This window comes from Kiloniella sp., from assembly GCF_048270245.1.
Taxonomy (GTDB): domain Bacteria; phylum Pseudomonadota; class Alphaproteobacteria; order Kiloniellales; family Kiloniellaceae; genus Kiloniella.
Window position 1 is genome coordinate 260614 of sequence record NZ_JBLWTH010000003.1, and the last position, 15428, is coordinate 276041.

Genomic DNA, 15428 nt, shown 5'->3' on the forward strand with positions numbered 1-15428 from the left:
TTCAATCGTCATCTTTGCAGAGACATATAAATGGTAAATAGATAAAGAAAGGGAAGGAAGGTCATGAGCAAAAAGCCCTCGAAAATTACCCCTTCCCTACTCGACCCTGCGGCAGCTATTCGTCAAAAGGCCCTTGAACTCAAATTTGATACTGTTGGATTTTCGCCAGCTAAAATTAACGAGAAAAATCAGCAAAATCTTCGCACTTTCCTAGATCTCGGGTATCACGGCGATATGGCTTGGATGGAAAACCGGATAGAGTGGCGCGAAGACCCGACAGCAATGTGGGAAGATGCAAAAAGCATTATTGTTCTAGGCGTCAATTATGGTCCTGCAGAACCCGCCCTTGCCAATCTGAATTTCGATGATCGAGGTAATATTTCTGTCTATGCCAGAAACAAAGATTATCACGACTTTATCAAAAAGCGTTTAAAAGCCCTTGCCCGCTGGATGGTCGAAAATCTGGATTGTCAGGTCAAAGTTTTTGTCGATACGGCCCCCGTGCTGGAGAAAGTTGCTGCGGCGCAGTCTGGTATCGGTTGGCAGGGTAAAAATACCCATCTGGTTTCCAGAGAATATGGATCTTGGCTTTTCCTTGGGGAAATCTACACCGATCTGGACCTTAAAACGGACCGGCAAGAAGAGGATCACTGTGGCAGCTGCAACAAATGCTTATCCATCTGCCCTACTGATGCATTTCCCTCACCCTATGTTCTGGATGCAAAACGCTGTATCTCTTACTTAACAATTGAATACCATGGACATATCGCGGAAGAGTTTCGCGCGCCCATGGGCAACCGTATTTATGGATGTGATGATTGTATTGCAATTTGCCCATGGAACAAATTTGCAGAAGCAACAAGTGAAGAGAACGTTTTTCCAAGGATCGAGCTAACTGTACCACGACTTGCCGACCTTGCTGAACTTGATGATACAACATTCCGGCAGGTTTTCTCTGGCTCTCCAGTAAAGCGTATCGGGCGAGATCGTTTTATAAGAAACGTTCTCATAGGCATTGGAAACTGTGGGGACAAATCTATTGCCAAGCGTATCAAGCCCCTTTTGAAAGACACTTCGCCCTATGTAAGGGCAATGGCAGTTTGGGCAATGAAACGATTACTAGATAGGCAAGAATTCGAAGCTTTACGGCTTGAATGTAAAGGCGACGAACCTGACACCAATGTTTTAGCCGAATGGCAATAAGACTGCAGCCTCACCCTTTATGAAAGACTATCCTCCAACAGGGCTGGGCTTTGGACCACGAGGATAACAGACAAACGAAGCCCGTGCCCCCTGGAACATCGGGCAGTCATTCCAAAGTAAATCTTCACCTCTAAGCTCGATGCGACCATCGCCGCATGTCTCTTGAGCAAAAGCAAGAACTTGTGCCGGATCGTTGAGGCTTTTGCCGTAACAGAGACCAAATCCCCAAGGTGTGTACTTGTTCTTTCCGTAAATTTGCGCGCCCTTCGCCACTGCGTTAATCACAGGTCTTGAAGCTTCTACTTTGATAGGTTCGTTCGCGCATCCGGAAAGCACGGTATAAGCAAGTATTACCGATAACCAACGCCATTTTTGACATATATCCCTCAAGCTTCTTCTCCCCCCTTCGCATTCATGGCAAACCTGTTCCCCAATCGTCGGAATACTTTTCCCTTTATCTGCGTAATAATAATTCCCAGTAGTATCACTGCCAAAGCAATAAACGCCTCTAGCTTATAGCTTTCAGATAGAAACACAAAACCCCAAATCATGCCAAAAACCGGCACCAGGTAGTTATTCAAAGCAGTAAACGTCGCCCCGACTGCCCCCAAAAGATAATAGAGAATAATATAGGCAATCGCGGTTGATACGACTGAAAGAACCAAAAGAGATCCTATACTCAAAAGGTTTGGCTCTAGTGACATTGGATCTTCAACAATAAATGCCATAGGTAATGCCATCAAAGATGCGCAAAGCAATATCCCAGATCCATTCACAATTGGATCTTGCTTAACCAACCCCACTTTACGGGCGTAAACAGAACTCGCGCCATAACAAAAGCTGGCAAACGCAACAGCAAGCTGACCGAGAACAGAATCTCCTAAACCATTTAAGGCTTCTGGCCCAACAAGAAGAATAACACCGCCGAACCCAACAACCGTTCCAACAAATTTTGGTAATGACATTTTTTCATCTTCGGTCCAAAGATGAGCAATCAATAAAGCGGTCAGAGGGATAATAGCCATTAAAATAGCGGCAAGGCCGGAATCTATATGAAGTTCTCCCCAGGAAATCAGGACGAATGGTAAAATATTTCCAGTAACGCCAATCAATGCATAATAACCCCAAGTCTGAAGATCTCTTGGGAACCGCTTTCCCAAAATCAACACCAAACCACTAAGCACTATTGAAGCAAAAAACAGACGAAAAGCTGTAAGCGTTACAGGAGTAACACTTTCCAAAGTAATTTTAATAAGGAAAAAAGAGCTTCCCCAGATTGCCCCTAACAACACGAGGAGTATGTATTGATGGGCCTGTGGCTTGTCTGACAACATACAAAGGATTCCATTGGGAGTTTTAATTCACCCCCAATGTTTCAAGAAACCAGAGCAAAGGCAATCTCATTCTGCGAGATGATCACTCTGTCGCACAATACCCGAAAATCAAATACGACATCTAGGCCTCAACCGCCAGATCAGAAGACGCTTCACTCGCCGGCAAACCATCTTTGGCCTTAGCGCTAATATTTTTTAGCTGCTCGACATGAGACGACAATGACTGAACAATTCCACCAATTTCAGTTGTGGCCTGGCTTGTTTGACCTGCCAGCTGTTTCACTTCACCGGCAACAACAGCAAAACCCTTGCCTGCATCTCCTGCACGTGCCGCTTCAATTGTTGCATTCAAAGCCAAAAGATTCGTCTGACGGGCGATTGCATCAATTTGCTGTGCAACCTGTCCTACGTTTTCAATTTCTATACTTAGTTGAGCAATTTCATCGAAAATTTTATCAATGCTTTGCCCAATAACATCCTGATTTGGATTCATTTACTTCATGCTCCCATTAGACCTAGTAACACTGATAACAACTTGCCATTAACGCGAGATTAACCAAAAAGCAAAAACATGTCTTTTTGCACGAAATTTTCACGATAACATCACCAGAGGCTATGATATAAGTGCTCCTAATCATTGATAACAATAAACAAGGGACCGTCACGATTGACAGAGTGCAACGTGGAATACGAGATAAATTACAACATTCTTTATCTATTGGTTGAAAAAACTCCCACAAAAAACTTTTGTTCGGTATAAGTAATAATAACGAAACACTATCCATTCGGTTTTTTCTTAAGAAGCTATTCATTTTTGCTTAAGAGGATAGTGTTATTTTACGATAAGTCTTTGCTATATAAAGCTGGTTGGCAAAAACTATTATTGCATTGATATGTATGGGTGTGGAGCGCCGTTTGAATTTAAATATACGCAACTCCATTTGTGGGAAGCTGCTATCGATCTATATTCCACTGATCAGCATCAGCTTGCTACTTCTCTTTACCGTTCTTGAAAGCCGGAATATTCACAAGCTGAATTCCGAGCTGGGAACGCGTTTAGACAAGATGGTCGACATTCAAGGAACCGCGTTATCAACCCCAGTCTGGAATTATGATTTAGACTCAATTCAGGCCATATTATTAGCCCTGTCGAGGAACCCTGAGTTTCATTCAGCCCAAGTATATGACACAGATGGACTTATTCTCGCAGAATTAACCAGTGAAGATTCCAGATCTGTAGATGCCGCACTTTCCAGAGAAACAAAAATTAAGCACAATTCCTTTGATCGTTTAGAGACGATTGGAACTGTCAGAGTTTTATTCCATGACGCATTGATTTCAGCGGAAATAAGAGAGCGTTTAATCTTTGACGGTTTGGTCATGGTCGTTACCATTCTGGTCCTGTCTGCTCTCACATTTTTGGGGGCAAATTCTTATATCGGTGTTCCCCTAAAGCTTTTATTAGAATCAATTCAATCTGAGAAGCAGCACAAAACGAGAATAGCTGTTAACTGGACATCCAATGATGAATTGGGGGCAGTTGTAACCGCCTATAACGATCTGCTTCAAAAGCAATCAGCTTATGAAGCTGCGGTAAAGGCGTCGGAACTTCGGGCAAAGCGCTCTGAAGCACAACTGACGCAGGCAATCGAAACAATGTCAGAGGGCTTTGCCCTCTACGACCAAGAAGATAAGTTGGTTCTTTGTAACAGCAACTATCGCAACATTTCGGCAAAACGCGCCCGGATTATCACGCTGGGTTCCCGCTTTGAAGATCAAGTGCGCGAACTTGTTTATGCAGGTGACTTTGTTGGCACCGAAGGACGAGAAGAAGAGTTCATCAAAAATACCTGCGCCAGCCACGAATCTTTACAAGAACGAATGATTTTGCACCTTAGCAACGGTACTTGGCTACAATTCAACCACCGCCGTACGCCAGCAAAAGAAATCGTTGTTTTGGCAACCGATATCACGCCGTTGAAGAATCAAGAGCGGGAAATCAGACGCGCCAAAGAAATTGCAGATCAGGCAAATACAGCGAAGTCCCAGTTCCTTGCGAATATGAGCCACGAGCTAAGAACGCCACTCAATGCTATTCTTGGTTTCTCTGAAATCATGAAGGGCGAATTGATGGGCCCGCTTGGATCAACTCACTATAAATCCTATTGTCAGGATATCCACTCATCAGGCACCCATCTTCTCGATTTAATCAACGACATTCTTGATCTGTCCAAAATCGAAGCAGGCGCTTTTGAACTTCAAGACGAAACTGTTGATATTACACAGACAGCCCGTGCAGCCCATAAACTGGTTGTTGGGCAAAGCTCGTCTGAATTCGTACCGGTCACACTGGATATTCCAGATAACTTACCCTTTGTCCGCGCGGACCTGAGAGCTATCAAACAAATTCTTCTCAACCTCCTGTCAAATGCAGTTAAGTTCACTCCGCAAGGTGGAGAAGTTATTCTGGTTGCCAATGAAAACGAAGATAACAGCCTTAGTGTAAAGATTAAGGACACCGGAATTGGTATTCCCAAACACGAACTTCAACGCATTCTGGAACCTTTTATTCGCGCAGATACCCCTATGACCCGTGCTTTTGAAGGCACTGGCCTTGGCTTACCACTTGTAAAATCCCTGATGGAACAGCACGACGGTCAGCTTGGTTTGGAAAGCGAAATAAACAAAGGCACGATTGCGACCATTACTTTCCCTGCCTCTAGGGTAATTCCTCGTCGTGAAGGCGATACCCTTTTAAACCAGACCGTAAACAGTGCCTAAAAGACACCTGAACATGTGACTTCACCAAGTACAATACACTTAGAACAATATGTTTCCTTACTCACGCAAAAAGCCCGCAGTTAATCTGCGGGCTTTTTGTTAATCCTTTTGTCCCGAGATTAGACTGGTCGTCAAATTCGGTACAATCAGGGGTCTTTGCTCAAAAATGGTGATACTCACCCATTGCATCCAAAAGCCAGTCAACCAAGTATTCGGCAAAGGATGGACGAACAAACATGCGATAGGTCGGTGTATCATCCAACATTTGTAAAAGTACAGGTGCTTTCCCGACACGTGTTTGAACGGCCTGTCCCGGAGCAAAAGATTGCGCATCCATATCCAGGCGACAGCTTTTCTTCATCACGTTACGTGCCTGAGCGCCTGTCAGATCAAGTGCTGTGCGGTTACCTGAAACATCAATAACGGCAACATGCTGCCCATCTAACGTATCACGTAATTTTTGCACAAGGTCATCTTGCGCATCAACTGGACCAACAACCTGCCACTCATCTGGACCTAGCCAAAAGATCGTAAGGTCACCCTTAACTACATAGGTGTTAGGATCTGTAGGTACAGCAACGCCAACCACCTTTTTTACCGCAGAAATAAACTTTTTATCTTCGGCATTCCCACGGATATTCACCTGCCCCAGAAAAGGGACTTCCGACAAGCGAACACCATGATCTCCGCTAACAGACCCATTGATCATAGCCTGTTCTTTGTGCGCAATAATACTGCTACGGAATGTATCAACCATCACGGCGTTCTCCTTTAGGATCATAGAAGACCGGGCTGACAATTTTCACCTTTGTCACCTTGCCGCGATCATGCGCGTAAATCCATTGTCCCATACGGTTATGTCCATCCTTCACCAGAGCCATCGCAATAGAATGCCCTAGGTTCGGGCTCCAGTAAGAAGATGTAACATGGCCAACCATCGGCGCTGGTGTAGGGTTCACCCGCTCATAGGTAAGCTGTGCGCCCTCCTCCAGAACTTCCTTTGGATTTTCAGTGACAAGACCAACAAGCTGCTTCCGATCTTCACGGGCAGTATCTTCACGTGCAAAGGAACGACGGCCGATAAAGTCGCCTTTCTTCTTCGCAACGATCCAATCCATACCAAGATCCTGTGGCGTCTGGGTACCATCAGTTTCCTGACCGATAATCACAAAGCCTTTTTCCGCACGAAGAACGTGCATGGTTTCAGTACCGTACGGCGTAATGTCGTACTTTTCACCAAGCTCCATACATTTCTTCCACAGGTGAAGACCATGCCAGTTTCTGACGTTAATCTCGTAGGAAAGATCACCGGTAAAGGAAATCCGGAAGACACGCGCCGGAACACCGGCAACGTCACCTTCACGCCATGTCATGAACGGGAAAGCTTCGTTAGAGAAATCCATCTCAGGTGCAAGCTCTTCCAATAGCTGACGGGCTTTTGGACCACCAATTGAAAGCGTCGACCATTCTTCAGTAACAGAAGTACAGTAAACTTCCAGATCAGGCCATTCTGTCTGCAGGTATTCTTCTAGCCAATCAAGAACACCAGCTGCACCACCTGTCGTCGTCGTCATGTGAAAATGATTTTCGCCAAGGCGTGATGTCACACCATCATCAAAGACCATACCGTCTTCTTTAAGCATGAAACCATAGCGACAAGATCCTACAGGAAGCTTTAGCCAAGCATTGGTATAAACAAGGTTAAGGAACTGTGCTGCATCTTTACCCTGAATATCAATTTTACCCAGTGTGGACGCATCAAGAATGCCGACACCATCACGAAGAGCTGCGGTTTCACGCGCAACGGCAGCATCCATGTCTTCGCCAGCTTTCGGGTAGTACCACGCACGCTGCCACTGGCCAACAGGCTCGAAAGCAGCACCGTTTTCCAGATGCCAACTATACATGGAAGTCCGGCGCACCGGATCAGCCAAATCACCATTAATGCCACGGCCAGCCAACGCCCCAAAGTTAACAGGTGTATAAGGCGGACGGAAAGTTGTTGTACCGACCTTTGGAATAGCCTTTTCCAACTGGGAAGACAAAATAGCCAAACCGTTCACGTTGGAAAGCTTACCCTGATCAGTCGCCATACCTGTTGTGGTGTAACGTTTCATGTGCTCGACAGAGTGCATGCCCTCACGTGCAGCCAACATAATATCAGCAGCAGTGACGTCGTGCTGGTAATCCACAAAGTGTTTGCGGCTCCCCTGCCCTACAGGATGATCCGTTGGAACAACCCAATAGGCTTTGATGGCTTTTTCTTCAACAACAAGTGCTTTTGGTGAGGCTTTTGCCTTGCCTTTGCCAAAGCCAGTATCCTTGGCTGCGGCAGCGCCAGCAGCAGCACCTTCATCAAGCGCAGACTGCAGATCAAAAGAACCTTTACAAGCACCAACGGTACGTTCGTTCTGTGAAGAAACATTCGGCACAAAACAGATTTTCTCTTCGTCATAACGGAGCTTACCGATTGATTGAGAGAAAAGATGTACTGCCGGGTTCCTGCCACCAGAAGTCAAAATGGTATCGCAATCAATTTTACGCTTGCTGCCTGTGATCTTGCTACCGTCTGAAGACACAGTAGCAACCTCAACCCCAGTAACACGCTTGCGACCAAGTGTGGCGACAATACCTGAACCAGTTAAAACTTCGATACCCTTTTGACGGGCAGCGTTTGGCAGATCACCGTCAACGATTTCGCGCAAGTCGATAATGGTTGGAATATCCATACCCGCATCGACCAGATCAATCGCGACAGAATAGGCACTATCATTATTTGTGAAAACCACGCCACGACGACCCGGCAATGCACCATACCGGTTAGCATAGGTCTGGCCTGCATTGGCTAGCATAATACCTGGACGATCATTATCAGCAAAGACCAGTGGGCGTTCGTGCGATCCCGTTGCAAGAACAACCTGTTTGGCACGGAAATGCCAGATGCGGTGTTTACTTAGACCCGGCTTGGCACCCGGACCAAAATGATCCGTTCTGCGTTCATGGACTGTGATGTAGTTATGATCATAATATCCAAAAGCGTTTGCACGCTTTAACAGACGGACATTTTCCATAGCTTCCAGTTCAGCAATAGTCGTATCAACCCATTCCTGAGCTGGTTTGCCATCAATGATCTGCTTTGTGTTCAACAAGGAACCACCAAATTCAGGTTGTTCATCGCAAAGCACAACGCGGGCGCCAGTACGCCCGGCTTCAAGCGCCGCACTCAAACCAGCAGGACCAGCACCCACAACCATGACTTCACAGAACTCGTTCATATGATCATAGGTATCGGGATCTTTTTCACGTGGCAGAACACCCAGACCCGCCATGCGACGGATGATTGGTTCATAAACTGTCATCCACATGGACTTGGGGTCCATAAAGGTTTTGTAGTAAAAACCAGCCACAAAGATACGAGATGCAACAGAGTTAACCGCCGCAAGATCAAAGTTTACTGACGGCCAGCAGTTTACTGACTTAGCAGTAAGACCTTCGTAAAGTTCAACCTGTGTAGCACGGACGTTTGGCTCACTACGCGGTCCGGTTTCCAACTGAATAATTGCATTTGGCTCTTCAGAACCAGCAGTCAGAATACCGCGAGGACGGTGCGTTTTAAAACTACGGCCCACCAGGTGAACCCCATTGGCAACCAATGCAGATGCCAAGGTATCCCCTTTGGCACCTGTGTAACGTTTACCATTGAAGGTAAAGTTAATGACGTTGGAACGGTCAACCCGTGTTCCCTGTGTCGTACGGAACGTCTCGGTCATCACGCACCCTCTTTCTTGTTAACAGGGGCCTTTTTTGCAACTGCTTTTTTTGCTGGGGCTTTCTTGGCCGGAGCTTTTTTCGCAGGATCAGGTTTGGTCGTTGCTTCTGCGGACAAATCCGGTTTTTCGCCCACTTTATAAACAGAGACGATTTCATTGGTTACGGTGTTACGCGCTACATTGAACCAACGACGGCATCCGTCAGAATGCACCCAACGTTCACGATGAACACCTTTGGTATTCGTCCGCATAAAAACGTATTCGGCCCATTCCGCATCCGTCAGTTCATCTGGATTTTCCGGACGCGCGATGTGCGCTTCGCCACCATAATGATATTCTGTTTCGTCGCGTTCACCACACCAGGGACATTTAATATAAAGCATCCAATTAACTCCTTAGTGGGCCACACCGGCAGCACCGTGTTCATCCACAAGCGCACCGGTAATAAAACGATCAATAGAGAACGCCGCGTTAAGATCATGCGGTTCGTCTTTGGCGATTGTGTGGGCATAACACCACCCCGCACCTGGCGTTGCTTTAAAGCCACCAGTCCCCCAGCCAGCATTGACGTAGAGGTTTTTAACAGGGGTTTTGCCAACAATTGGGGATGCATCTGGACAGGTATCAACAATACCCCCCCAAGAACGCATCATACGCGTCCGTGAGAACAGTGGGAAAAGTTCCATTGCTGATGCCAACTGATCTTCAATCACGTGTAGCGAACCACGCTGGCTATAACCAACATAGGCGTCAATACCCGCGCCCATAACCAGTTCACCCTTGTCAGACTGAGACACATAAACGTGCACAGCATTAGACATAACCACGCAATCGATCACAGGTTTCATCGGCTCAGAAACAAGCGCTTGCAAAGGATGTGATTCGATTGGCAGGCGAATGCCAGCCATATCAGCCACAACAGATGTGTGCCCGGCACAGGCCATCGCAACTTTCTTGGCTTTAATATCACCAAGCGACGTGCGAACACCTTTTACTGTGCCATTGTCGATCATCAGTCCTTGAACTTCACAGTTCTGGATAACATCAACACCCATGTCGTCGGCACCACGAGCATAACCCCAAGCAACAGCATCATGACGCGCAGTACCACCACGACGCTGTAGCGTAGCACCCATAACCGGATAACGGCTGTCTTTAGAAATATTGATAATCGGGCAGAATTCTTTGACCTGTTCGGCGTTGAGCCATTCAGCATCAATACCATTCAGGTTATTGGCATTCACACGACGAATTGATTCGCGTACATCACCAAGGTTATGAGCCAGATTCAAAACACCACGCTGAGAGAACATCACATTGTAGTTCAGCTCTTGAGAAAGGTTTTCCCATAGCTTCATCGCGTTTTCATAAAACAGGCCAGACTCGTCCCACAGATAGTTCGAACGAACAATCGTTGTATTTCGCCCGGTGTTACCACCGCCAAGCCAGCCTTTTTCAATAACGGCGACATTGGTAATGCCGTGTTCCTTTGCCAGATAATAGGCCGTTGCCAAACCATGGCCACCAGCACCAATAATCACAACATCATATTCCGGCTTCGGATCTGGACTACGCCATTGGCGTGGCCAGTTCTGATGCCAGCTCATGGCATTTCTTGCCAAGCTGAAAATCGAAAAACGGGACATAGCCGTTCACACTCCTCTATTAATTATCCATATCCTACGCCTAGTTTCAAAACACTGCCATGTACGGCGAAGACAAGATCATTGTATACTTGCGACATTCTGATAATCTTCATGTTTAGAAACGACACATTTCAGTCATTATAAGTAAATCCGAGTTCCAAAGCTAAACCTGTCACAGGCGTTGAAACACATGACTTACAGAAGTGCGCAGTCAGAGGCTAATCTTCCCAAAGAAAATGCTTCATTAAGTGTCGCATTTATACTGCTACCAAATTTTACCCTTACACCTTTTTCTTCTGTAATTGATACTTTGAGACTCGCCGCAGACGACGAAGATTATAGCCGCCCTCTTAAATGCAGGTGGTCAATCATCAGCACAAAACCCGGCAAGCCAGTCAAATCAAGCTGTGGTGTTGAAATAACCCCTTCACAGGGCATAAATGACCTTTCGCAATACGACTACCTAATAGTCGTTGGTGGTTTGCTACACAAAGGACCACAAGCAGATCAAGAAAGCATTGCCGTCCTTCAAAAAGCGGCAGCACAAGGCGTCTCTATCATTGGGTTATGCACCGGCAGCTTTGCTATGATCAGGGCTGGATTAATGCACGGGCGCCGATGTTGCGTCAGTTGGTATCACTATAATGATTTTCTGGAAGAATTCGCCGACGTAAAACCCGTAGCGGATCAGGTATATGTTATTGATGGCAAACGTATTACCTGTGCAGGTGGCGCAGGGGCACTAGATCTTGCAGCCTGGCTTGTCGAAAAACATCTGGGAAAGGCTGTCGCACAAAAAAGTCTGCGAATTCTACAAGTTGACAAGGTTCGTACAGCATCTGCCCCGCAACCGCAACCACCAACGATACAGCTTTCTCACAACGGGCGTGTCAGAAAAGCGGTTTTAACCATGGAACAGAATATGTCTGTGCCGCTTTCTATAGAGGAACTATCCAACCGCGTTAATATTTCGAAACGCCAACTGGAACGAACCTTTAGTGAACAGCTCGGCATCTCTCCACAGGCCTGTTATCGTGACCTCAGGCTGCGCCATGGATTATGGCAACTGCTCAATACTGACAAAGCAATTAGTGACATAGCCGCTGATTGCGGTTTTTCCGATGCATCACATTTTTCACGGCACTTTAGCAAAACCTTTAAACGCCCCCCTTCAACCATTCGAAGTCATCGTGAAGAAGGCAATCAGCTTTTAGCGAACCTACTCCCAGAACAACAGTAAACAACCTTCCATAAAGAAGCCTTCGATAGACATAAAAAAGGCAGATGATCTATGACCACCTGCCTTTTTTATTCTATATTGAGGAACTTAGCTTATCCCTCGGATCCGATCAGAACGACGACGCAGAATTTCAACCGTCGACAACATAATGATTGAGAAGGTAATCAATATTGTTGCCACCGCAAGAATGGTCGGACTGATCTGTTCACGGATACCAGCCCACATCTGCAGCGGAATTGTTCGCTGCTCGACGCCTGCGATAAAGATCGCCACAATAACTTCGTCAAAAGACGTCATCATTGCAAACAACGCTCCAGAGATAATACCAGTCATGATCAACGGCATTGTCACCTTAAAGAAGGTATAGGTCGGCGTTGCCCCTAAACTTGCCCCCGCTTTGACCAACGTATGATCAAAGTTACTGAGCGTCGCCGTCACTGTAATCACAACGAATGGTGTTCCCAGTGCAGTATGTGCCATGATAAGGCCCACATAGGTCTGCGAAATACCAAGCTTCGAATAGAAGAAAAACATTCCCGCAGCCGCGATAATCAAAGGAACAATCATTGGGGAAATCAACAACCCCATGATCACCCCCTTAAAAGGAAGCTCAGAACGACTGAGCCCCAGTGCAGCAAGCGTCCCCAAAACAGCAGAAAAGAATGTAGCGAAGAAAGCGACAATGACTGAATTCTGTATAGAATTAATCCAGCGATCACTCGTCAAAAACGTTTCATACCACCGAAGGGAAAAAGCGTCTGGATCCAGCGTCAGCATTCCCTGCGTGAAGCTGAAGTATGGTTCTGCATTAAATGAGAGCGGAACAATAATCAGGATCGGTGCAATCAGGAAGATGAAAACGGCGGCACAAATTATACGAAAAGTATAGTACCAAGTACGTTCAAGAGGACCAGCATATGAAGGTAAAGCCATAATAATTATCCCAACTTAACCGAGTTAGTACCAACGACACGATTATAGAGACCATAAATCCCCAAAACCAAGACCAACAGCATAACACCAAGAGCTGCTGCAAGCCCCCAGTTCAAGGATTGCTGCATGTGTCCTGCAATCGCATTACCGATAAATGCCCCGGACTGCCCGCCGACAAGCGCTGGCGTAATGTAGTAACCAATAGAAAGAATAAAGACGAGGATTGCACCTGCAGATATTCCGGGAACAGTTTGTGGTAAATACACCTGCCAAAAGGCTGTCCAAGGTGTTGCCCCCAGAGAACGTGCAGCACGTAGATAACTTGGCGGCACTGTCTTCATCACCGAATAAAGCGGCAAGATCATAAAGGGCAACAAGATATGAGTCATGGCAACCACAGTACCAATTGCATTGTAAATCAACTGCACTCGGTTTTCATCACCGATAACCCCTATCCAGACCATCAGGTCATTCAAAACACCTTGGCTTTGCAACATAGCAATCCAGGATGTTGTTCTCACCAGCAAAGATGTCCAGAAAGGTAATAAGACCAAAATCATCAAAACATTTGCGTGCTTGAGTGGTAATGAGGCCAAGAAGTAAGAAACAGGATATCCCAACAGAACAGTCATTGCTGTAATCAGAATTGACATCCAAATCGTACGCCAGAACAGCTTCAAGTATATCTGTTCATCGGATGGAACAAAAGAAACATCCCCATCACTGTTTGTTTCCATATCGAACGCATTAATATAATAAGACGCGGTTACGGGGGAACCAAGACGCTGGATAACTTTCCAGTTATCGATATCACCCCAACCCTTTTTAATATCAATTAAGCTATCTTTGTATGGCGGTTGAATTTTTTTATGCTTACGTGACGTCGACATTAAAAGGCTGCGCATGCCGCCTTTTTCATAATTAAGACGTTTCGCAGCCTTACCGATTGTCTTTTCTTTTCGCCCTTCAATAATGTCCTGAGCAAGCGCGGCATATATAGCCTCATCAGGCAAAGCCTGACCATCCCAATCATCAAGTGCTTCTGTTGTCCGCGGCATATATTCATTGACGACAGTGTCATCCACACTACGGATAAGCATGTCACCAATCGGCGCGACAAACGTGATAAGAATAAAGATAATAAGGGGCGCCACTAGCATCAGGGCCTTCATCTTGTTCCGGCGCAGTGAACGGTGCAAATCGGCCTTTAGCCTTTTTTGCTCTTCGGGGGAGAGATCACCCGTTGCCTCGACTGATATTGACATCAAACTTTCCCTGATGTTCCCTGTTTATTTCGACTAGATAATAAGCCGATTACACAAAGTTGTTTTCTACGGCTTAGACACCGCTTTTAGGTTCTATTATCGTGCGTACGAATGAGGGAGCCGAAGCTCCCTCTCGTATAAATCAGCTTATTGAGCCAACCAAGCGTCAAAACGCTCTTTCAGATCATCGCCGTTATCAGCCCAGAAACCTGCATCCTTTTTGATAGGAGTTTTAAAGTTTTCAGGATTTGTAGGCATGTGTGGGTTCATATCCACACCAGTTTCGATGTGTGTTGATACCAACGGTGCAGAAGACTTACGCGCAGGACCATAAGAGATATATTTGGCCTGATCAGCAAGTGCCTGTGTCGTTGTTGAGAAACGTAGATAATCCATGGCAGCTTTTTTGTTCGGTGCATTCGCAGGAATCACCCAACCATCAAGCTCAAACATCTGACCGTCCCAAATGATTGTGAAAGGCTGATTTTCAACAACTTGAGCATTGAAAATACGACCATTGTACGCAGAAGCGATTGTTACTTCGCCATCAGCAAGAAGCTGTGGCGGTTGAGCACCGGCATCCCACCAAACAACAGAATCTTTGATTGTGTCCAGCTTGGCAAATGCACGGTCAACACCCTCTGGCGTATCCAGTACATCATATACTTCACCATAAGGAACACCATCAGCAACAAGAGCCCACTCTAGGTTAGCCGCTGGAATTTTTTGTAGGCCACGTTTTCCCGGGAATTTCTCAAGGTCAAAAACATCAGAAATTGTTTTTGGCGCATCACCAGAGAAAGCGTCGTTGTTGTATGCGAACATTGTTGCATAAACGATGGTTGGTACGAAGCAACCACTCAAAGAGCCTTCAACAAAGTCGTCTAGCGGCATTGAACCGTCAGCACCTTTATCAAGGTCTTTGTTGTAATCAATCTCTTGAGCAAGACCTTCGTCACATGCTGTCAGCGCATCACCTTCGAGAATGTCAACAACATCCCAAACACCATTACCTGCTTCGGCCTGTGCACGCATACCGGCAAGAGCGTTACCGGATTTGTCTTCGTCTAGAATAGTGATACCTGTTTTAGCAGTAAAAGGATCACTGTAAGCACCACGTTGGCTGGCAGTATAAGCACCACCCCAAGATACGACAGTCAGCGTATCCGCGGCTTGTACAGCTGTTGCAGCTGCGAGAGAACCCAGCACGAGAGCTGTGGAGAGTTTCAAAGTTTTCTTCATTCTTAATATGCCTC

At 46.1% G+C, this 15428-nt stretch carries 12 protein-coding genes and 1 pseudogene; 3 read left to right on the top strand and 10 right to left on the bottom strand.

Going from position 1 to position 15428, the window contains the following annotated elements; all coding sequences use genetic code 11:
- Positions 1-63: 63 nt before the first annotated feature.
- Complete coding sequence (gene queG, locus ACN0W5_RS08965) at positions 64-1203, top strand: tRNA epoxyqueuosine(34) reductase QueG (RefSeq protein ID WP_417453805.1); 1140 nt, start codon at positions 64-66, stop codon at positions 1201-1203.
- A gap of 27 nt (positions 1204-1230) precedes the next feature.
- On the opposite strand, the gene ACN0W5_RS08970 is transcribed toward queG, so the two are convergent.
- From ACN0W5_RS08970 to ACN0W5_RS08980, 3 genes and pseudogenes are all read right to left on the bottom strand, one after another.
- On the bottom strand, positions 1231-1593 hold the full coding sequence (locus ACN0W5_RS08970) for a hypothetical protein (protein WP_417453806.1): 363 nt from the start codon (positions 1591-1593) through the stop codon (positions 1231-1233).
- The gene (locus tag ACN0W5_RS08975) at positions 1590-2537 is read right to left on the bottom strand and encodes a DMT family transporter (RefSeq protein ID WP_417453807.1); all 948 of its coding nucleotides are present in this window, start codon (positions 2535-2537) and stop codon (positions 1590-1592) included. Before ACN0W5_RS08975 ends, ACN0W5_RS08970 begins: the two co-directional genes overlap by 4 nt.
- Positions 2538-2754: 217 nt before the next feature.
- Positions 2755-3030: pseudogene (locus tag ACN0W5_RS08980) on the bottom strand (methyl-accepting chemotaxis protein); the annotation flags it as partial.
- Between the two features lie 422 nt (positions 3031-3452).
- Here ACN0W5_RS08980 and ACN0W5_RS08985 point away from each other — a divergent pair.
- Complete coding sequence (locus tag ACN0W5_RS08985) at positions 3453-5318, top strand: ATP-binding protein (RefSeq protein ID WP_417453808.1); 1866 nt, start codon at positions 3453-3455, stop codon at positions 5316-5318.
- 160 nt (positions 5319-5478) lie between these two features.
- Here the strand turns inward: ACN0W5_RS08985 and ACN0W5_RS08990 are convergent, their stop codons facing one another.
- Genes ACN0W5_RS08990 through ACN0W5_RS09005 form a run of 4 tightly spaced genes read right to left on the bottom strand, consistent with a single transcriptional unit; the run spans position 5479 to position 10734 of the window.
- Positions 5479-6075, bottom strand: a complete 597-nt coding sequence (locus ACN0W5_RS08990; RefSeq protein WP_417453809.1) for a sarcosine oxidase subunit gamma — start codon at positions 6073-6075, stop codon at positions 5479-5481.
- Positions 6068-9088 carry a sarcosine oxidase subunit alpha gene (locus ACN0W5_RS08995; protein ID WP_417453810.1) on the bottom strand — a complete coding sequence of 1007 codons (3021 nt, stop codon included), beginning with the start codon at positions 9086-9088 and terminating at the stop codon, positions 6068-6070. Before ACN0W5_RS08995 ends, ACN0W5_RS08990 begins: the two co-directional genes overlap by 8 nt.
- Positions 9088-9471, bottom strand: coding sequence for a sarcosine oxidase subunit delta (locus ACN0W5_RS09000; protein WP_417453811.1), 384 nt, complete (start codon positions 9469-9471; stop codon positions 9088-9090). The genes ACN0W5_RS08995 and ACN0W5_RS09000 overlap by 1 nt, the downstream gene beginning before the upstream one ends.
- A gap of 12 nt (positions 9472-9483) precedes the next feature.
- The gene (locus ACN0W5_RS09005; protein ID WP_085909458.1) at positions 9484-10734 is read right to left on the bottom strand and encodes a sarcosine oxidase subunit beta family protein; all 1251 of its coding nucleotides are present in this window, start codon (positions 10732-10734) and stop codon (positions 9484-9486) included.
- Positions 10735-10924: 190 nt separating this feature from the next.
- Here ACN0W5_RS09005 and ACN0W5_RS09010 point away from each other — a divergent pair, with 190 nt between their 5' ends.
- Positions 10925-11974, top strand: a complete 1050-nt coding sequence (locus ACN0W5_RS09010) for a GlxA family transcriptional regulator (RefSeq protein WP_417453812.1) — start codon at positions 10925-10927, stop codon at positions 11972-11974.
- A gap of 87 nt (positions 11975-12061) precedes the next feature.
- Here the strand turns inward: ACN0W5_RS09010 and ACN0W5_RS09015 are convergent, their stop codons facing one another.
- The 3 genes from ACN0W5_RS09015 to ACN0W5_RS09025 all read right to left on the bottom strand — a co-directional run bounded on the left by ACN0W5_RS09015 (position 12062) and on the right by ACN0W5_RS09025 (position 15414).
- Positions 12062-12907, bottom strand: coding sequence for an ABC transporter permease (locus ACN0W5_RS09015; RefSeq protein WP_299380882.1), 846 nt, complete (start codon positions 12905-12907; stop codon positions 12062-12064).
- Positions 12908-12912: 5 nt separating this feature from the next.
- On the bottom strand, positions 12913-14172 hold the full coding sequence (locus ACN0W5_RS09020; RefSeq protein ID WP_417453813.1) for an ABC transporter permease: 1260 nt from the start codon (positions 14170-14172) through the stop codon (positions 12913-12915).
- A 147-nt stretch (positions 14173-14319) separates the two neighbouring features.
- Positions 14320-15414: an ABC transporter substrate-binding protein gene (locus ACN0W5_RS09025; protein ID WP_417453814.1), complete on the bottom strand. Its 1095-nt coding sequence runs from the start codon at positions 15412-15414 to the stop codon at positions 14320-14322.
- Positions 15415-15428: the final 14 nt, after the last annotated feature.

Excerpts from the sequence above, each read along its gene's own strand:
- ACN0W5_RS09015 (WP_299380882.1), bottom strand. The coding sequence starts at position 12,907 with ATGGCTTTACCTTCATATGCTGGTCCTCTTGAACGTACTTGGTACTAT.
- ACN0W5_RS08995 (WP_417453810.1), bottom strand. The coding sequence starts at position 9,088 with ATGACCGAGACGTTCCGTACGACACAGGGAACACGGGTTGACCGTTCC.
- ACN0W5_RS08990 (WP_417453809.1), bottom strand. The coding sequence starts at position 6,075 with ATGGTTGATACATTCCGTAGCAGTATTATTGCGCACAAAGAACAGGCT.
- ACN0W5_RS09025 (WP_417453814.1), bottom strand. The coding sequence starts at position 15,414 with ATGAAGAAAACTTTGAAACTCTCCACAGCTCTCGTGCTGGGTTCTCTC.
- ACN0W5_RS09000 (WP_417453811.1), bottom strand. The coding sequence starts at position 9,471 with ATGCTTTATATTAAATGTCCCTGGTGTGGTGAACGCGACGAAACAGAA.
- ACN0W5_RS09020 (WP_417453813.1), bottom strand. The coding sequence starts at position 14,172 with ATGTCAATATCAGTCGAGGCAACGGGTGATCTCTCCCCCGAAGAGCAA.
- ACN0W5_RS09005 (WP_085909458.1), bottom strand. The coding sequence starts at position 10,734 with ATGTCCCGTTTTTCGATTTTCAGCTTGGCAAGAAATGCCATGAGCTGG.
- queG (WP_417453805.1), top strand. The coding sequence starts at position 64 with ATGAGCAAAAAGCCCTCGAAAATTACCCCTTCCCTACTCGACCCTGCG.
- ACN0W5_RS08975 (WP_417453807.1), bottom strand. The coding sequence starts at position 2,537 with ATGTTGTCAGACAAGCCACAGGCCCATCAATACATACTCCTCGTGTTG.
- ACN0W5_RS09010 (WP_417453812.1), top strand. The coding sequence starts at position 10,925 with ATGACTTACAGAAGTGCGCAGTCAGAGGCTAATCTTCCCAAAGAAAAT.